Annotated in this window: 16 protein-coding genes; 12 read left to right on the forward strand and 4 right to left on the reverse strand. The window is 69.5% G+C overall.

Translation table 11 applies throughout. From position 1 onward, the window contains the following. The first annotated feature begins 101 nt into the window (after positions 1-101). The gene (locus tag D9R02_RS02300) at positions 102-563 is read left to right on the forward strand and encodes a hypothetical protein (protein ID WP_101888173.1); all 462 of its coding nucleotides are present in this window, start codon (positions 102-104) and stop codon (positions 561-563) included. 318 nt (positions 564-881) lie between these two features. Beyond that, positions 882-1691, forward strand: coding sequence for a hypothetical protein (locus tag D9R02_RS02305; RefSeq protein ID WP_121566264.1), 810 nt, complete (start codon positions 882-884; stop codon positions 1689-1691). A 199-nt stretch (positions 1692-1890) separates the two neighbouring features. Here D9R02_RS02305 and D9R02_RS02310 read toward each other — a convergent pair whose 3' ends face one another. Continuing rightward, positions 1891-2265, reverse strand: a complete 375-nt coding sequence (locus D9R02_RS02310) for a hypothetical protein (protein ID WP_019310451.1) — start codon at positions 2263-2265, stop codon at positions 1891-1893. A 144-nt stretch (positions 2266-2409) separates the two neighbouring features. Here D9R02_RS02310 and D9R02_RS02315 point away from each other — a divergent pair, with 144 nt between their 5' ends. The 4 genes from D9R02_RS02315 to D9R02_RS02330 all read left to right on the forward strand — a co-directional run bounded on the left by D9R02_RS02315 (position 2410) and on the right by D9R02_RS02330 (position 7034). Then, a complete protein-coding gene (locus D9R02_RS02315; protein ID WP_070637260.1) occupies positions 2410-3240 on the forward strand; it encodes an aldo/keto reductase in 831 nt (276 codons plus the stop codon). A gap of 125 nt (positions 3241-3365) precedes the next feature. Beyond that, a complete protein-coding gene (locus D9R02_RS02320) occupies positions 3366-4877 on the forward strand; it encodes a peptide MFS transporter (protein WP_070637262.1) in 1512 nt (503 codons plus the stop codon). Between the two features lie 197 nt (positions 4878-5074). After that, the gene (locus D9R02_RS02325; RefSeq protein ID WP_019310448.1) at positions 5075-6574 is read left to right on the forward strand and encodes an APC family permease; all 1500 of its coding nucleotides are present in this window, start codon (positions 5075-5077) and stop codon (positions 6572-6574) included. Between the two features lie 49 nt (positions 6575-6623). Beyond that, a complete protein-coding gene (locus tag D9R02_RS02330) occupies positions 6624-7034 on the forward strand; it encodes a universal stress protein (RefSeq protein ID WP_070637263.1) in 411 nt (136 codons plus the stop codon). A 277-nt stretch (positions 7035-7311) separates the two neighbouring features. Here D9R02_RS02330 and D9R02_RS02335 read toward each other — a convergent pair whose 3' ends face one another. Next, complete coding sequence (locus D9R02_RS02335; RefSeq protein WP_019310446.1) at positions 7312-8157, reverse strand: phosphatase PAP2 family protein; 846 nt, start codon at positions 8155-8157, stop codon at positions 7312-7314. Between the two features lie 272 nt (positions 8158-8429). On the opposite strand from D9R02_RS02335, the gene D9R02_RS02340 reads away from it, so the two are divergent. The 3 genes from D9R02_RS02340 (at position 8430) to D9R02_RS02350 (ending at position 13360) form a co-directional block, all read left to right on the forward strand. Next, positions 8430-9722 carry an ROK family transcriptional regulator gene (locus D9R02_RS02340; protein WP_121566265.1) on the forward strand — a complete coding sequence of 431 codons (1293 nt, stop codon included), beginning with the start codon at positions 8430-8432 and terminating at the stop codon, positions 9720-9722. A 344-nt stretch (positions 9723-10066) separates the two neighbouring features. After that, the gene (locus D9R02_RS02345) at positions 10067-11497 is read left to right on the forward strand and encodes a sugar porter family MFS transporter (protein WP_121566266.1); all 1431 of its coding nucleotides are present in this window, start codon (positions 10067-10069) and stop codon (positions 11495-11497) included. 201 nt (positions 11498-11698) lie between these two features. Continuing rightward, positions 11699-13360 carry a thiamine pyrophosphate-dependent enzyme gene (locus D9R02_RS02350; protein ID WP_102613343.1) on the forward strand — a complete coding sequence of 554 codons (1662 nt, stop codon included), beginning with the start codon at positions 11699-11701 and terminating at the stop codon, positions 13358-13360. A 78-nt stretch (positions 13361-13438) separates the two neighbouring features. On the opposite strand, the gene D9R02_RS02355 is transcribed toward D9R02_RS02350, so the two are convergent. Next, complete coding sequence (locus D9R02_RS02355; RefSeq protein ID WP_029603341.1) at positions 13439-14692, reverse strand: MFS transporter; 1254 nt, start codon at positions 14690-14692, stop codon at positions 13439-13441. Positions 14693-14798: 106 nt separating this feature from the next. On the opposite strand from D9R02_RS02355, the gene D9R02_RS02360 reads away from it, so the two are divergent. Beyond that, positions 14799-15800 (forward strand): zinc-binding dehydrogenase, encoded by a 1002-nt coding sequence (locus D9R02_RS02360; protein ID WP_102613342.1) that lies wholly within the window; start codon positions 14799-14801, stop codon positions 15798-15800. Positions 15801-15812: 12 nt separating this feature from the next. Here D9R02_RS02360 and D9R02_RS02365 read toward each other — a convergent pair whose 3' ends face one another. Continuing rightward, positions 15813-16469, reverse strand: coding sequence for a DedA family protein (locus tag D9R02_RS02365; protein WP_039101575.1), 657 nt, complete (start codon positions 16467-16469; stop codon positions 15813-15815). A 410-nt stretch (positions 16470-16879) separates the two neighbouring features. On the opposite strand from D9R02_RS02365, the gene D9R02_RS02370 reads away from it, so the two are divergent. Then, positions 16880-18037, forward strand: a complete 1158-nt coding sequence (locus tag D9R02_RS02370) for an alpha/beta hydrolase (RefSeq protein ID WP_070637269.1) — start codon at positions 16880-16882, stop codon at positions 18035-18037. A gap of 19 nt (positions 18038-18056) precedes the next feature. Further along, complete coding sequence (locus D9R02_RS02375; RefSeq protein ID WP_121566267.1) at positions 18057-18737, forward strand: hypothetical protein; 681 nt, start codon at positions 18057-18059, stop codon at positions 18735-18737. Positions 18738-18744: the final 7 nt, after the last annotated feature.

Here is an 18744-nt window from a genome sequence, read left to right on the forward strand (position 1 = left end):
TCTCCCTCGTGTGTCTGCGCCCGGGCCCCCGCCGCCGGACCCGGCAGACGGACGGCATCGCGCGCCCCCGGGCGCAGACACACGAGGGAGAGCACCAGAGCATGACCCAGCAGCACGACGCCGCCCGCACCCTCACCCGGCGGACCCTCGCCAAGGGCGCCGCGTGGTCGGTTCCGGTCATTGCGGCGGCGTCGGTTGCGCCGGCGCTTGCCGCGTCCAGCCAGTGCCAGCCCGCGCTCCGGTTCAGCGGGGGCATGTTTTACGACTTCGGCACCATCGATTCCGGCACGGGGAGGACCAATCAGTACCTGACCCTGGGAGGTCAGACCTACGTGGACAACCTCCCACCCGGAGTAATCGTCACGGACATCAGCTACACCTTCTGGATGGAGAACCAACAGGGGCAGGGCAGTAGCGGCCCGGGGGTGTTCTGGATGGGAAACTCCACCGCTAGCACGCGCAACACATGCTCGAACGGGACCTGCAATGCCTCTTGGTCCCCCCACATCTGGCAGTGGATTCCGGTCACGGGTCACCAACACCGTCAACAACACGACTGTTGAACACCCAAATGCTGGCCCGCTGCCTTCGTGGGATGTCAACATGTTCTGGTCAGCCGCCCAAGACACCGGAAACCGGTACAAGGTCGACTCTCAGACTGGGTGCAGGAATTTTGATTCAGGACCTTCTGGCCGGTTCCGCGTGGATTACACAGGGGTGGTAGCCCTCACCACGGCCGATGTGCGCAACGGCAAGAAGAGAATTCGGTCATTCGCGGAAGTCACGGCCACTTTGAACACGGGTCAGAAACTCACCAAGTCCTACCCCGTGGTCTATACAGGCTGATCTACCCCCCTCCCCACTCCCTCATAATGGACCCCATGGATTCCCACGCCACCTGGCCCGCGCCCGTCACCGTGAACGACCGGGGGTTCGACGCCGCCGCGCTGCGCCAGCTGAGGAAGGCGCCCTCTCCCGCGAGCGGCGACGAGGCGGGGCGGCCCCACGCGTCGTCGAGCACGGAGGCCGGGGAGACGGGCGTGGCGGCGGCCGAGTCGGCTGGTTCCCACGAGAGCGCGGTGACGTCTGCCGAGGCGGGCAGCGGGGCGGCGTCGTCGGACGGCGCGGCGGCGGACGGCCCCGGTGGCAGCGCACCTGCCGCGCGGAAACCGCCCGTGGGCGAGCGGCTGGTGGCGTCCCTGCTGCTCGTGATCCCGCTGGTGTCCGCGCTCGTGATCGTGCTGAGCGGAATGCGCTTCGCGGACACCCGCAACGGGCTGTGGCTGGGGGTCGTCGCCGTGGTCCTGGTGGCCGCGGCGCTGGCCTGGGTGGCCGTGCTGCGATGCTCCTTTGCCAAGGCGCAGGGGCACCTGGCCGCGCGGCTGCCCGGCGTGATCGGCTACGGCGTGGGCATCGTCCGCGAGCTGGACGTGGAGTCGCCCTTCGACGAGAACGGTGTCTCGGACACCGTGACCGCGCACCTCACCGTGCGCGTGAACCCCACGCAGGGTCCCGCGTTCACCGGCACCCTGGATGCCGTGTACGCCGTGGCGGACGCGGAGAAGCTCGAGGTGGGCTCCCACGGCCCGGTGCGCTACCTGCGCTCGGACCCGGAGAACACGGTCAGCATCGAAACCCGCCTGCCCGCGGAGAAGGTGCAGCAGATCTACCGTGCCGCCGCGATGAACTGACCACCGACCGTTCTTGCGGGGAGGAGGGCCCCAGGCCCTCGCGCCTCGCCGGAGGAGGACAGACGGCGGACCGGGCCCGCACGCGCCCGCCGTGACGAGCTGGCCCGGGCGACAACCGGTGATGGCGGGACGGCCACCGGCCCGGATCTGGACTCTGCGAGAGCAGTTCCGGAGTGGGAACGGTCCTGGCCGACGCCGCTCAGAACTCGGCGCGGTCTCTGGCGGGGGCTGCGGAGGGACGGACCGCCGAGGAACCGCCCTGCGCGGACGTCCCCGCCGATGCTGCGGAGCGCCCGGAGACCGAGTGCTGGGCGCGTGCGGGGGAGACGACGTCGTGCTGGTCGGTCTCCGGCTCCGGGTCCTCGACCACGCGGGTGCCGGTGCGGCGAGCGCGCGCGGGGAGGTCGTCGATCGCGGTGATGCTCACAGCCATGACGTTGAGGGCGATCCCCAGGATGGTGAGGATCCACGCGAGCACCGCCAGCGAGCCCACGGCGCACAACAGCCCGATCACCACCAGGGCCACGGACGTGAGGTAGGCGGGGGTCTTGACACGCTGGAAATCGAACTTCATGGATCCATTTCACCACGTTTCCCTGACCGCCCCGCCCGGTCGTGGGACAGCTGGGGGAACTTCACCCACAACTTAACTGCTTGTCAGACCCGGCCACCGCGCAGTTGACTGGGAGGTAGTTGTCAACGAAAGGATTCAGTAACGATGTCCAAGAACCAGACCCTCCAGCTTAATGACGGAAACACCATCCCGCAGTTCGGCTTCGGCGTGTGGCAGGTGGACGCGGACGTGGCGGAGGACGTGGTGAGCCAGGCCCTTAAGATCGGCTACCGCCACATCGACACCGCCAAGATCTACGGCAACGAGGAGGGCGTGGGCCGCGCGATCGCCAGCAGCGGCATTCCGCGCGAGGAGCTCTTCGTGACCACCAAGCTGTGGAACGACGACCAGGGCTACGAGTCCACCCTCGAGGCCATGGACAAGTCCCTGGAGCGCCTTGGCCTGGACTACGTGGACCTCTACCTCATCCACTGGTCCCAGCCGGAGAAGGGCAAGTACCTGGAGACCTGGAAGGCCTTCCAGGAGATCAAGGCCTCCGGCAAGGCCCGGTCCATCGGTGTCTCGAACTTCACGGAGAAGGCGTTGCAGGACGTGCTGGACACCGGGGTGGCCCCCGCCGCGCACCAGATCGAGCTGCACCCCTACTTCAACCAGCAGGCCCTGCGCGAGCTGGGTGCCCAGCACGGCATCGTCACCGAGGCGTGGTCCCCGCTGGGCCAGGGCAAGGCGGACCTCCAGGACGAGACCATCGGGAAGATCGCCGAGGCGCACGGCGCCACCCCCGCCCAGGTGGTCATCGCGTGGCACCTGGCCATCGGCAACGTGGTGTTCCCCAAGTCCGTGACCCCTGAGCGCATCCAGGAGAACTGGGACGCACAGAAGCTCACGCTCACCCCGGAGGAGATCGAGCAGATCAACGGCCTGACCCGTGACAACGGCCGCATCGGCCCGGATCCCGCGGACTTCAACGACTGACTCCGCACGGTTCGCGACTGCCGTGTGACGAAGCCCCCGGGTGTCCTGCCTCACAGGAACCCGGGGGCTTCGTCCTGTGCGTCGGAAAGCAGTTCCCCGGGCATCCGGGTGCATCATGGTGACCCATGAGTCACAGCACACCAGGCAGCGGCCTCACCGGCAACGCGCCGAACGATCCGAACCCGACCATCGACCCGCACAACCCCGCGGGCAGAAGAACCTTCTTCGGTCAGCCCGGCATGCTGGCCAACCTCTTCTCCGTGGAGATGTGGGAGCGCTTCTCCTTCTACGGCATGCAGGCCCTCGTCCTGTTCTACATGTACTACCCGGCGGCGGAGGGTGGTCTCGGCCTCGACCAGGGTGTGGCGACAGGCATCGTGGGCGCCTACGGCGGCACCGTGTACCTGTGCTCCATCCTGGGCGGCTGGGTGGCCGACCGTCTGATCGGCTCCGAGCGCACCATGCTCGCCTCGGCGGTGCTGATCATGGTCGGCCACATCGCCCTGGCACTGATCCCCAGCGTGCCCGGTCTGGCCATCGGCCTGCTGTGCGTGGCCGTGGGTTCCGGTGGTCTGAAGACCACGTGCGTGAACCTGGTGGGCACGCTCTACGAGCGCGACGACCCGCGCCGTGACGCCGGCTTCTCCATCTACTACATGGGCGTCAACATCGGCGCCCTGTTCGGGCCGCTGCTCACGAGCTTCGCGTGGGGCACCTGGGGCTTCCACGCCGGCTTCGGCATCGCCGCCTTCTTCATGGCGCTCGGCCTGGTGCAGTACTTCCTCACCCGCAAGGGCCTGCCGGACTCCGTGCACACGGTGGCCAACCCCCTGCCCCGCTCGCAGTACGGCAAGTGGATCGGGATCGCCCTGGGCTTCGTGGTCGTGGTCCTGGTGCTGCTCTTCACCGGGATCCTCAACCCCGGCAACCTGTCCGGCGCCGTGGTCCTCATCTCTCTCGTGGCGGCCATCGCCCTGTTCGCCATCATGCTGAAGGACAAGGGGCTCTCCCCCGAGGAGCACTCCCGGGTGGTCGCCTTCATCCCCCTGTTCATTGCCACAGCGGCATTCTTCGCCCTGTTCCAGCAGCAGTTCACCGTGCTGGCCGTCTACGCGGACACCCGCCTGGACCTGAGCCTCTTCGGCCTGGAGTTCAAGCCGTCCGCGGTCCAGTCCATCAACCCCGTGTTCATCATCCTGTTCGGCATGGTGTTCGCGGGCGTGTGGACCAAGCTCGGAACGCGCCAGCCCAGCACCCCGGTGAAGTTCGGCATCGCCCTGCTGCTGATCGGTGCGGCGTTCCTGCTCTTCATCACCCAGGCGGACACCGCGTCCGTGTTCGTGGGCTGGATCGTGCTGATCCTCCTCGTTGCCACCCTGGGCGAGCTCTTCCTCTCCCCGGTGGGGCTGTCCCTGGCCACCAAGCTGGCACCGCGGAGGTTCCCGGTGCAGATGGTTGCCCTGTACAACCTCTCGGTGGCGCTGGGCACTGCACTGTCCGGCTCGCTGGCCGAGTTCTACAGCCGCGAGAACGAGGTCGCCTACTTCGGCACCATGGGCGCGGTCACCATCGTCCTCGGTGTGGTCATGCTGCTGGCCGCCAAGCCCATCCTCAGGATGATGCGCGGCATCCGCTGATCCAGCTCGTCGCGTGAGAGCGCGTCCCGCCCCACCCAGGGCGCGGGGCGCGCTCTTTCCACTCCTGCCGCAGTGCCCCCTGCGGCGCGCAGCATCCCTTAGGGTTACCTGTACGCAATGAGCCGCGGATCACAGGTCGAACCCCCGAGCGGGTGAACCGTGCGCGGCCGCACTCTGGTCGATCCGCGGAGGACAACATGAGCAGTTCAGCTACGCCGAACGGCGCCGCACCGGCGTCGTCGGCCACGGGCCGTGACACGGCCGCAGCCGGGGGCACGGACCCCTCGGGAGAGAACCACGAACTCAAGCGGGTGATGGGCCCAGGCCTGCTCCTGCTGTTCATCGTGGGCGACATCCTGGGCACCGGCGTCTACGCCCTGACCGGCAACATCGCCGGTGAGATCGGCGGCGCCGCGTGGGCCCCCATCCTCGTGGCGTTCGTGGTGGCCACCATCACCGCGTTCTCGTACCTGGAACTCGTGACCAAGTACCCGGGCGCCTCCGGTGCGGCGCTCTACACGCACAAGGCCTTCGGCATCCACTTCCTCACCTTCCTGGTGACCTTCGCGGTGCTGTGCTCCGGACTGACCTCGGCCGCCACCGCGTCGAGCACCGTGGCGGCGAACTTCGCCAAGGGCTTCCACCTGGACCTGAGCCCGTTCGGCATCACCCTCGTGGCCGTGGGCTTCATGGCCCTGCTCGCACTCGTCAACCTGCGCGGCGTCTCCGAGTCCGTGAAGCTCAACGTGGTGCTCACCGTCATCGAGCTCACCGGCCTGCTGATCGTGATCCTCGTGGGCTTCTGGGCGGCGTTCCAGGGCAACGCGGACTTCAGCCGCACCATGATCTTCGAGACCGCCGAGGACAAGAACATGTTCCTGGTGCTCTCCTCGGTGACGTCCCTGGCGTTCTTCTCCTTCGTGGGCTTCGAGGACTCCGTCAACATGGTCGAGGAGACCAAGGATCCCACCCGCAACTTCCCGCGGGTCATGCTGTTCGGGCTGTGCATCACGGGCGTCATCTATGTGGTGGTGTCCCTGTTCACCGTGGCGATCGTTCCCATCGGTCAGCTCAGCGAGTCCACCACCCCGCTGCTGGACGTGGTCAAGATCGGTGCGCCCAACATCCCGATCGACACCATCTACCCGTTCCTCACCATCTTCGCGGTGGCGAACACCGCGCTGATCAACATGCTCATGGCCTCGCGCCTGCTCTACGGCATGGCCAAGCAGGGTGTCATCCCCGGGTTCCTGTCCAAGGTCCTCCCCGGGCGCCGCACGCCCTGGACGGCCATCCTCTTCACCACCGCGCTGGGCATGCTGCTGATCGTGATCGTGAACAACATCATGGGCAAGAGCACCGCGTCCGCGCTCGGTGGCACCACGGCCCTGCTCCTGCTGGGCGTGTTCACCGTGGTCAACGTGGCCGCCATCATCCTGCGCCGCGACCGCTCCCAGGAGGGCCACGACTACTTCCACGCGCCGCGCGTGCTCCCCTACCTGGGTGCCGTCACGTGCGCGTTCCTGCTGGGCCCGTGGGCGCAGGACACCATCGAGTACCAGATCGCCCTGGTGCTGATCGCCCTCGGCGTGGTGCTGTGGCTCGTGAACTTCCTCTACGCCCGCCTGTTCACGGGGCGCCGCACGCGCTTCCAGCACCCCGAGGACATCGCCCACCTCGAGGACGTGGACCGCTGAGGTCCCCGGCCCACCCCAGAACCCACCACGTCACGGACCAGGAGACCCCATGAACATCGTTGTCGGATACCTGCCCACCCCCGCCGGGCGCGCCGCGCTGCGTGCCGCCATCGACGAGGCCAAGCTGCGTGCCGCGGACCTCATGGTGGTCCAGGGCCACCACACCAAGCGGTGGGGCCGCCACACTGGTCCGGAGGAGACCGAGACCGCAGTGAGGGAGGACCGCGCCGCGCTGGACGCGAGCGGCGTCGCCTACGAGCTGATCCCCATGGCGGACGACGCCGACCCGGCGGACGTCATCCTCGACGTCACCGACCGCACGCACACCACGCTGCTGGTGATCGGCACCCGCCGGCGCACGCCGGTGGGCAAGCTCATCATGGCGCCCACCACCCAGCGTCTGCTGCTCGAGGCCGGGTGCCCCGTGCTGTGCGTGAAGGCCGAGTACACGCAGGACTGACACGCCGCTGGACTCCCCCGGGAAATACCCCGGGACGTCCACGGCGGCGCTGAGGGCCGTGCGACGGGTGCACGCCGCGAGTTCTTCCCGAGACCGGGGCTGCGGGCACATCTCAGACTCCGCGCGCAGGACCGCACGACGACGGCGGGCCGAACCTTCCAGAGGTTCGGCCCGCCGTTCGTCGTGGGCGCGCGCACACCATGTCCTGACGCGTCCGCCAATGCTCAGCGCGGGTCCACCCGCCACCGGCAGTGGGCGCGCGAGGGGGGCGCAGGGATCAAGCCGCTCGGTCCGAGCGCCGCGGATCGTGGGTGTCGGAGGATCCCGTGACGCGGCGGGCCGTGGAGCCGTGCGCCTCGGTGGGAACCGCCGCCCGGGTCGCGGCACGGCGCGAGTCTGGTGCCTCGAGGGACACGCCCACCTGCTGCCACGAGAAGCCGTACGCCAGGGCGGGGACCACCTTGTTGGCCACGGCGGTTCCCACCATCACCCCGGCCCAGGCCACCGGCAGGGCGGCCAGGACGTCGAGGGGGTAGTGGGCCCCCGAGTACACGCGGGCGGCACCGACCACGGCCACTCCGAGGGTGCCCCACAGCAGCACGTTGCGCCGGGTCCGCCGGCGCGCGGCCACGAAACCGAGGGCGAGGACGATGGCGACCAGGGCACCCGTGTGGGACGAGGGGAAGGATGTGGATCCCGCAACCACTTCCAGTGGATCGCCGGACACCGCCGGCCGGGGACGTTCCACGAGCACTTTCACGAGCCCCACCGCGCCCCAGCCCGCGAGCGCGGTGATGGCGAACCCCGTGGCGTCGAGGGGGCGGCGTCGGATCACGGCCAGCCAGCCGATGACGGCCGCGATGATGAGAACCACCCCGCCGTTGGACAGCGTGAACTGCACCAGGGTGGCGATGCCGTCCAGAAGGACGTTGCGATGCTGGGAGAGCCCCTCGAGCAACGCGGTCTCCCCGTCGGTCACCTGCGGTGAGAGCACCAGCAGACGACCGATTGTCGCTGTCAGCAGCACCACGACCAGAGGAACGGCCACGCGGTGACGCAACTGCGGCAAGTGCCACGGGGACCCGCCCGGCGAGGGGGAAGTGTACTGCGCCGGATTGGTCATACAGCAATGGTGACACGAGACACCGTGTGAATCCTGGTGTCGGCGTGTCGTGCTCCGCGTGGCGCCAGCAGACGCTCGTTTCACGTGAAACAGCTTGTGAAAAGGCTACCCATAAGCATTGCATGTCTTGTACGCCATATTAGACGCCCGCTCCCGCGGGCCCCTTCCCGGCACCGGAGGACTTCCGCCCCACTTTCGCCCGGACTTCGTGTTCGTTGCCCGAACGTTGACTACACTCAGGCCACCACGAGCATTCGAGAAGGGAAGAGACGATGACGTCCTCACCCACGGCGCGGCCCGCGGAGCGCCCGGCCACGGGTCGGCTCCGTCCACCGCGTCCATCCCCCGTCGAGAGCCCCGACGAGGCGGAGTCCAACGCCGCGCGGGCCGACACCGCGGCACGGGTCGCCAGTCCCACCGCCCCGGGATCGCAGACGGCCCTGCGCGTGGCCAACCGGCGACGAGTGGTGGACGCCGTGCGCGAACTGGGGGCCGTGACCCAGGCGAGGATCGCGCGGGAGACGGCCCTGGCGCCGTCGACCGTCTCGTCGATCGTCAAGGAGCTCACCCGGTGCGATCTGCTGGCCGTGGAGCCGGATCACGGGGGACGCAGGGGTCAGAATGTGCGGTTCAGCCCCCGCGCCGGGCACCTGCTGGGGGTGGACGTGGGACACCGCCACGTGGCCGTGGCCGTGGCGGACCTCAACGTGGAGATCCTCGCCCGGAAGTGCTGCGAGCTGCCGCCCGACCACGGAGCCGCCGAGGTCCTCGAGACCGCGCGCCGCATGGCCGACGAGCTGCGGGACGAGCTCGGGATCTCCGCTCAGCGCTTCCTGCAGGCCGGGATCGCGGTGCCCGCTCCCGTGGCCGAACGAGGGCGGGAGCTGGACTCCGCGGCCATCCTGCCCCGCTGGGCGGGAATGGACGTCCAGGATCTGGCATCCCGGGTGCTGGACTGCCCCGTGGTCCTGGAGAACGACGCGAATGCCGGCGCGGTCGGCGAGCACTCCCTCGGTGCCGGGCGGGACGTGCGCGACATGGCCTACCTGAAGGTCTCCCACGGGGTGGGTGCGGGGCTGGTCCTGGGAGGTCGGCTCTACCGCGGCGCCACGGGCTCCGCCGGGGAGATCGGCCACGTCACCCTGGACGAACGGGCCGGGCTCTGCCGCTGCGGGAACAGGGGCTGCCTCGAGACCTTCGTGTCCTCCGCCGCCGTGCTCGGTCTGGTGCACTCGTCGGGACGCCCGCTGGGGACGGTGCCGGACGTGGTGGACGCGGCCCTCGCGGGAGACCCGGGCTGCACCCGGGTGGTCGCGGATTCCGGGGGACTCATCGGCGGGGCCGTGGCCCAGCTGTGCAACCTGCTCAACCCGCAGCTCGTGGTCGTGGGCGGGGACCTCGCCCGCGCCGGGGACCTGCTGCTCGAACCGCTGCGACGGGCCGTGGAGAAGTACACCCTGCAGCGCGGGGACCGGGTGCGGATCACCACGTCCGAGCTGGGCCCGTTGGCGCACCTGACCGGCGCGCTGCTGCTCGCCCGGGCGGGGACCCCGCTCCCCGTGTGAGCCACCCGGTCCCGCCGGGTGGCTGTGGCCGGCCCGCGGTGCCTCCGCCCACGGGGCCCGGCGCGAGAGACCTCCGCGGGGCCTGATGCGATGTGGTGCGTCCGCCCTCTGAGCCGGAGCAGACATGACGCGCCGTTGTGTTCGACTCATGGACATTCTGTGATGCGAGTCCTACGCTGGGGTCACCGTCCACACCGGCGGCCGCTCCACATGCCTCCACGGTCACGGAGGCCCGGTCCTCGCCGACCGCGCCCCCTGGTCCCGCGCGTCCAGCTGTGCACGGCGGACGGCGGGGCACGGTATCCACCGAGCGTTGAAATTCACGACAGCAAGGGAGCTGTGGGATGAGCCAAGCGGCGCAAGCACACCCGACGGAACACCACCAGACGAACACCGCGGCGGTGGTTCGCATCACCACCGTGGCCGCCTTCGGTGGCCTCCTCTTCGGATACGACTCCGCCGTGATCAACGGCGCCGTCTCCTCGATCCAGTCCACCTTCGACGTGGACCCCGGACCGCTCGGCTTCGCCGTGGCCGCCGCCCTGCTGGGTGCTGCGGTGGGTGCCTTCTTCGGCTCCCGCATCGCGGACCGCACGGGCCGCATCCCCGTCATGAAGGTCGCGGCCCTGCTGTTCCTACTCTCCGCGATCGGCTGCGGCCTCACGCAGTCCATCGAGTGGCTCATCTTCTGGCGCGTGATCGGCGGCGTGGGCGTAGGCGTGGCCTCCGTGATCGCTCCCGCCTACATCGCCGAGGTCTCCCCCGCCCACCTGCGCGGGCGGCTGGGGTCCCTGCAGCAGATGGGCATCGTGCTGGGCATCTTCCTGTCCCTGCTCGTGGACGCCCTGCTCGCCAACTGGGCCGGCGGAGCCTCCCAGGAGCTGTGGCTCGGGCTGGCCGCGTGGCGCTGGATGTTCCTGATCATGGCCGTCCCCGCCCTCCTCTACGGCATCGGCTCCTTCCTGATCCCGGAATCCCCGCGCTTCCTGGTGGCTGCCGGCCGCGAGGACGAGGCGCGCAGCGTGCTGTCCCGGATCCACGGTGACGACGCCGTGGACGTGCGCGTGGACAAGATCCGCACCACCGTGAACAACGAGCGCAAGCCGCGCTTCTCCGATCTGCGCGGTTCCATGGCCGGGCTCAAGCCCGTGGTCTGGGTGGGCATCGGCCTGGCCGCCCTGCAGCAGTTCGTGGGCATCAACGTGATCTTCTACTACTCCAACACGCTGTGGGAGTCCGTGGGGTTCAAGGAGTCCGACTCCTTCGCCATCTCCGTGGCCACCTCCGTGGTCAACGTGCTCGTGACCATCGTGGCCATCTTCCTGGTGGACAAGGTGGGGCGGCGCCCGCTGCTGCTCGTGGGCTCCGGCGGCATGGCCGTGACCCTTGCTGCGATGTCCTTCGTCTTCGCCACCGCCGGCAAGGAGATGGTGGACGGTCAGCTCACCCCGGTCCTCGGCCCCGTGGCGGGCCCGGTAGCTCTCGTGGCGGCCAACCTCTTCGTGGTGTTCTTCGGCGTCTCCTGGGGCCCGCTCATGTGGGTGCTGCTCGGCGAGATGTTCCCCAACCACATCCGCGGTGCGGCTCTCGCCGTGGCCGGCGCGGTGCAGTGGCTCGCCAACTGGGCCGTGACCGTCTCCTTCCCCACCATGTCCAACAACTCGCTGGGCCTGACGTACGGGATCTACGCGTTCTTCGCCGTGGTGTCCCTGGTGTTCACCATCAAGATGGTGCGCGAGACCAACAACGTGGAGCTCGAGGACATGCACGACTGACCTGTTCCCCCGCACCACACCGTCCGCCCCGGCCTGCACCTGCGCAGACCGGGGCGGACGGCGTCCGCGGCCCTGTCCGTGTCGCATGCTGGACGCATTTCCGTGCGCTTTCCTGCCGTCGGGTATTTTGCGAAGAACACTCGTGGGCGCTGCGGCCTTCCGGTCCCGGCGCCCGTCCTGACGGCGAAAAGAGACCTTCCCATGACGCAGCCAACCGCCACCGCAGCTCCGGGCCGTATGTCCGCCGGGCACGTGATCGTCGAGTCCCTCGCGGCGCACGGCGTGGAGCGCGCGTACGTGGTCCCCGGGGAGAGCTACCTGGACGTTCTCGACGGCCTGCACGACTCCTCCATCGAGACGGTGGTGTGCCGCCACGAGGGCGGAGCGGCGTACATGGCGGAGGCGGACGGGAAGATGAACCAGGTCCCCGGGGTGGCCATGGTGACCCGCGGCCCCGGTGCGGCCAATGCGCACGTGGGCCTGCACACCGCGTGGCAGGACTCCACCCCCATGGTGCTGTTCGTGGGGCTGATCCCGTTCGAGCACCGGGAGAAGGAGGCCTTCCAGGAGTTCGACCCGCACCAGTGGTTCGCCTCGGGCGCCAAGCGCGTGATGGTGCTGGACCACGCGGAGCGCGCCTCCGAGTACGTGGCCGAGGCCATGTTCGCGGCCCGTTCAGGACGGCCCGGTCCCGTGGTGGTGGGGCTCCCGGAGGACGTCATCACCCGTGAGATCGACGCCACGCTGCACCCGGAGATCCCCGTGGCCGGCGGCGGCATGACCGTGGACGACTGGAAGGCCCTCGAGGCCGCGCTGCAGCAGTCCATGAAGCCCCTGTTCGTGTTCGGCGGCAACGACTGGAGCACGGAGGGCGCCGAGCGGTTCACTCAGTGGCTCGAGGAGCACCACATCCCGGCCGCCGCCGAGTGGCGCTGCGAGGGCACAGTGCCCTTCGGATCCCCCTCCTACGTGGGCCCCATCGGGTACGGGCGCCCCAAGCCCACGTTCGACCTCATGGAGGAGACCGATCTGCTGGTCTTCGTGGGCACGGTCCCCGGAGACGTGATCACCAACGGGTTCCTGGTGCGCCAGGACTGGTCCAAGAAGAACTTCATCGTGACCATGGATCCCTCCATGCGCGGTCGTTCGGGCGCCGTGACCTACCAGATCGTGGCCAAGCCGGACGTGTTCGTGAGGGACCTGGTGCGGATGAACCTTCCGGTCAAGGACTCGTGGCGGGACTGGTGCCACCGCATGCGGCAGCAGCAGGTGGACTTCTGCACGCCCCAGCCGTGGCCCGAGCAGGACGGCCCCGCCACCATGGACGCCGTGATGACCGAGCTGACGCGGACCCTCCCGGAGGACGCCATGGTCACCTTCGGGGCGGGTGAGCACACCAACTGGGCGCACCGCTACTTCCCCACCAACGGGTACGCGTCCATGATCTCCGCGCGCAACGGGTCCATGGGGTACTCGGTGCCCTCCGCGGTGGCGGCATCGCTGAACTTCCCGGGCCGCCGGGTGATCTCGATCGCCGGGGACGGCGAGTTCCTGATGAACGGGCAGGAGCTGGCCACGGCCGCCCAGTACGGCGCCACCCCGCTCGTGATCGTGATGGACAACCAGGAGTACGGCACCATCCGCACCCACCAGGAACGCCAGTACCCGGGTCACGTGTCCGGGACGCAGCTGAAGAACCCAGACTTCGCGGCCATGGCCGCCGCGTTCCACGGCGTGGGCATCCGGGTGGAGTGGCAGTCGGAAATCCCCGGGGCGCTGGAGCGGGCATACCGGGCCATCGACGAGGACCACACGTTCGCGGTGATCCACGTGGTCGTGGAGCAACGCCAGAAGGCATACTGATCCGCACATAAATACAGGTCAGCAAGGCATCACGACGCCGCCGCGAGCCTCCCTGCGAGGCTCGCGGCGGCGTCGTCGTCAGCGCAGCGGGTGCTCCGCCTGGTCCCGGTGCATCCGGCCCACGACGACCGCCACGACACCCAGGGCGGGGGTCAGCAGGGCCACGCCCCAGAAGATGGCCTCGGGTGGGACCACCTGCGAGACCGGGCCCGCCACGGCCATGGAGATGGGCATGAGCAGCAGGGACACGAAGAAGTCCAGGGAGGAGATCCGCCCGAGCATGTGCGAGGGGACCCGACGCTGCAGCAGGGTGCCCCAGATGACCTGGCCCGCCCCGCCGGTGGCGCCGAACACGCACAGCGCGCCCGCCATGACCCACCACGAGCCGGTCATTCCCACCAGGCCGAAGGGCAGCGTGCCGAAGCCCCAGAGCCAGATCATGGTGGTGAGATACTTCCGCGGCAGCTGGAGGGAGGCCATCACGCTGGAGCCCACCGCCGTGGAGATGCCGTAGAGACCCAGCATGGCGCCGTAGTCCGCCACCGTGCCCCCCAGCCGGTCCACCACGAGGAACGGGACGAGCACCTCGAGCGGACCCATGAACATGAAGATTGCACTCATGGCCCAGAGCAGGGTCCACAGCAGCCACGGTGTGCGCACGCAGTACTGGAAGCCCTCCAGCATCTCGCGCAGCATCGAGGACTGCGACGCCGCCGCGTCCTGCGCGCCGTCACCGCCCCGCTCCGGGAGCCGCAGCCGCAGCATGAACACGAGCGCCACGGCGTGGCACACGGCGATGGCCAGGACAGAGGCCCCGGGCAGCGCCAGACCGGTGAGCGCACCGCCCACGGCGGGGCCTGCCGCGAGCTGCAGCAGGGGGCGGGCCGTGCCCTCCACGCCGTTGGCCGCGAGCAGCTGGTGGACCGGCAGAATCCGGGGCAGCGCGGCGGAGTAGGCCGGGTAGAAGAAGCCCACGGCCCCGGAGAACACGAAGGCCGCAACGCCCAGGTGCCACAGGGCGAGGGTGTCCGTCCAGGTGAGGACCACGATGGTCGTGGCCGTGACCAGGTTGGTGACCTCCACGCACCGAAGGATCACCGTCAGTCGGAACCTGTCCGCAGCCACTCCCCCCACGAGCACGAAGACGACCATTCCCACGGCCCCTGCCGCCGTGACCAGGGACAGGTCCACGGCCGATCCCCCGAGCTCCATGACCCGGGCCACCATGGCCACGGCCCACAGCCCGGACCCGAACACGCTCACGCCCATGGCCAGGGCGAGCACCGTGTAGGCGCGCGAGGAGAAGGGGGCGAGGGCCCGGGGAAGTTTCACCGTCACAGGCTATCGGCAGCCGGAGACGCCCCGCGTGTGAGCCGGAACTCACCATGGCGTAGCGTGCAGAGTGACCAGCACACCTGCACCGATCCGAAGGAGCACCATGCGCGCCACCCACGTCCCCAGCCCCGGAACCGTCGTGGTGAAGCAGTGGCCCGATCCCGAGGCCACGCAGGACGGCGAGTTCGTGGTCAAGATGGTCGCGGCGTCGGTGTGCGGCTCCGACCTGCACTCCGTGCTGCACGGGACGCTCCACCCGCGGGGCCCCGAGCTCCCCGGCTACCCGGGTCACGAGGGAGTGGGCGTGGTCACGGAGTCCCGCTCGGAGAAGTTCCCCGAGGGCACCGCGGTGCTGTGCCTCGCGCCCGGGGAGCTCGGCGGCGCCTTCGCCGAGTACATGCTCCTGGACGAGGACCACGCGGTGGCGCTGCCCCCGGAGGTGGACCCCACGGACCTCACCGAGATGCGGCGCTACCTCATGGCCCAGCAGATGGGCACCTGCATCTACGCCATGAACCTCTACTGGCCCACCGAGGTGCCGCCCCGGCGTGCCGGGACCTGTGTGGTCATGGGAGCGGGTTCCGCGGGGCTGTTCTTCCTGCAGGACGCCCTGCGGCGGGGCTTCGAGCAGGTGATCGTCTCCGACAAGGAGGAGTCGCGGCTCGAGATCGCCCGGCAGCTGGGTGCCCGCACCGTGCACGTGCCGCACGAGGAGCTGACGGCCGTGGTCTCCGAGGCCACTGGCAACACGGGTGCGGACCTCGTCATCGAGGCCGTGGGCTCGGACGCCCTGCGCGCGGAGGCCGTGGAGATCGTGGCCGACCGCGGAATCGTCGGGTGGTTCGGCCTCTACGAGAGCTTCGAGTCCGCACCCGTGCCGGTCTACGAGGTCTTCCGCAAGTCGGTCCGGCTCCAGGGCTCCGTGGCCGCCCAGTCCGAGCCCGGTCTCGTGTCCTTCCACGAGGCCGTCCGGCGCATCCGGGACGGCGAGGTCACCGTGGACTACTGCCTGGGCCCCGTGCACCCGCTCGAGGAGACCATCGACGTGCTGCGCACGGCCGAGCGCGGCGGGGACGGCCACGTGAAGTTCACGATCGTGCCGTAGGCCCCGCGCGGGTCAGCTCTGCACGCTCCTGCCCCGCATACTCGTGATGATCTGGACGGCCACCGGGATCAGCGAGAGGAACACGATCAGGATGGCGATCAGGTCCACGTGGTCGCGGATCAGCGGGATGCCGCCCAGCAGGGAGCCCGCCACCACCATGATGGTGACCCACAGGAAGCCGCCCAGCACGTTCCAGCCCACGAACTGCCGGTAGGGGTGGCGTGCGGCCCCCGCCACGAGGGGCACATAGGTCCGCACGATGGGCACGAAGCGCGCGAGCACGATCGACCGGCCCCCGTACTTGTGGAAGAAGTCCTCGGTCTGGCGCAGGTACGCGGTCTTCAGGAACCGGGCGTCGTCCTTGAAGAATCGCCGCCCGTACCGGTGCCCCAGGAAGTACCCCACCTGGTCTCCGGCCACCGCGGCGATGAACGGCACCAGGATCATGAGCCACAGCGGAATGTTCAGCGCCTCGTGCAGCAGACCGCCCGTGAACAGCAACGAGTCGCCGGGCAGGAACGGGAACAGCAGCCCGGACTCGATGAAGACGATCACGGTCATGCCGGCCAGGGCCCAGGGTCCGAGCTGCTGCAGCAGCTGCTCGGGGTCCCCCAGTGGGAGCAGCTGGGGCGCGAGGGCTCCCGCAGTCTGCGTCAGTTCAAGCGTCATGGTGACCCATTATGCGCCCTCGGGACCGGGTCGCCGCGGCGGGGGTTCACGACGCCGCCCGGACCGTCCACGCTCCCGTCACCCGATTCCCGGGGCGCGTTCCACGGGGCGCGTTTCCCCGGGCTCGCTTTCCCCGGGCTCACTTTCCCCGGGGCCCGTCGTACCTGGGCAGGCGGGTCCGGAGTCCCCGTGCGGCTTCCTCGCCGGCCGAGCTCCGGCCGGGAGTGCGCTGGTGTGCACCTGGCAGCAGCCCCCTTGTTTTCTGCCAACACCCTGCCGTGTTCCGTGCCGTGCCCGTCCGGCACTCCGGATACCTATGCTGTCCCCGTGCGATGATCCAGTCTCCGTGGGGAGACCACCGGTCGTCCCACGGAGTCCACGGACAGTCCACAGGAAACGAGCAGTGTGCCATGGCGTTCTTCGAGCTGACAGGGTGGCCCCTCTTCGTCGTCGTCGCGGGAGCGGCGCTGGCCCTGCTCGCGGTCACGGTGGTGGTCCTGCCGCGCCGTCGTGGGCCCGGGCTGGGGAAGTACCTGCTCCAGCTGGTGTGCGTGGTCCTGGTGGTCCTGCTGACCCTGGTGGGTGTCTTCCTGAAGATGAACATGGACAACCAGTGGTACTCCAGCTGGGGTGACCTGCTCTCCAACGGCGGGGGGCCGGTGACCACCGCGACCGTCGGCGCCGTCCCGGCCGCCGTGACCACGCCCGCGAAGGATCTTCCCCACCAGCCCTTCACCGCCGCGCAGACGAACCCCGCCAGCAGCTCCTTCTTCGGGTCGCAGGTGGATGCGGCCAGCACCTCGGGGCAGTGGGTGCACTTCACCCTTCCCGGCCGGGAGTCGGGGATCACACAGGATGCCACGGCCTGGCTGCCGCCCTCCTACATGGCGCAGCCGCAGCGCGCCTACCCCGTGATCACCGCGTTCACCGGGTTCCCCGGGGACGTGCGGACCTACACCAAGGCCATGGACATCGGCCACCACATCCGCTCCGCGGTATCGGGCGGCACCATGCGGGAGGCCATCGTGGTGATCCCGGACGTCTACCCGGGCAACAACGACACCGAGTGCGTGGACAGCGACCACGGGCGGTGGGAGACGTACGTGAGCAAGGACGTGGTGTCCTGGATCCACGAGAACCTGAGGGTCTCGAGCGATCGGGCGGCGTGGTCCACCCTGGGCTACAGCGCGGGTGGCTGGTGCTCGGCCATGTTTGCCGTGCGCCATCCCCAGATCTGGTCCAGCAGCGTGAACCTGGCGGGCTACTTCGCGCCCATGTACAGCCCTGGACAGCAGTGGAAGACCGCGGATCCGGCGGCCTACGACCTCGCCTCGGTGGTTCGCCGCGACACGCCGGACGTCCGCCTCTGGTTCTTCTCCGGCGGTGAGGACACGGTCTCGGTGAACGCCGTGCACGGATTCGCCCCTGCCGTCTCCGCCCCCACAAGCCTGGAGACGAACATCTCCCAGAGCGGTGCCCACCGGGTCGCCCTGTGGGAGGCCCAGCTGGACTCCTCCCTGGCGTGGCTGGGCCGCACGTCCCCGGCGTTCGCGCCTCTGCCCGCGTGAACGGCCTCGGGAACCGGATATGAACGCGGGGGAATACACCGGAACGGTCCTCGCCACGGCGCTGGGCGGCTTCGACCCGGCGCCCATGGTCATCATGGCCGCAGCCCTCGGGGCGGGGGTGCGGCGCCGCCACATCATGGGCGCGTCCGCCCTCCTGCTGGGAGGGACCGCCGCGTGGGGCGTGGCCCTCACGCTTCTCGCGGGCCCTCGCCTGCAGAGCGTGGACTGGTGGGCCCTGGTGCGCCACGGCGGCACCGCCGCGTGGGTCGAGGTCGGTCTCGCCGTGGTGGTGGGCGGCTACGCGCTGTGGCGGGCCGTCTCGCGCCGCCGGGCCCGGGGAGAACCGACCCCGGAGAAGCCCGCCGCGAGCCCGTGGGCCCTGTACGCCACGTCACTGGTGTTCGTGGGGATCGTGGTGCTCGACATCCCGTTCGACATCCACGTGGCGGTCGCCGCTTCCCAGCCCCTGCCGCGGGTGGTCATCGGATGGGTGGCGTGGGCCCTGCTGAGCCAGATCGCCCTGACCGCCCTGGTCCTGCTGACCCTGCTGGGCCGGTTCTCCACGGTCATGCGGCGCACGTGGGCAGCCGTCGCGCCCAGGATCACGGTGGTCGTCACTGCCCTGCTGGGACTGGCGTCCCTGCTCATGCTGCTGGACGCAGGTCTGTTCCTGTGGGCGGGACGGTTCCTGATCGAGTGATCCGGGC

It is taken from the genome of Kocuria rhizophila, from assembly GCF_003667225.1.
Classification (GTDB): domain Bacteria; phylum Actinomycetota; class Actinomycetes; order Actinomycetales; family Micrococcaceae; genus Kocuria; species Kocuria rhizophila.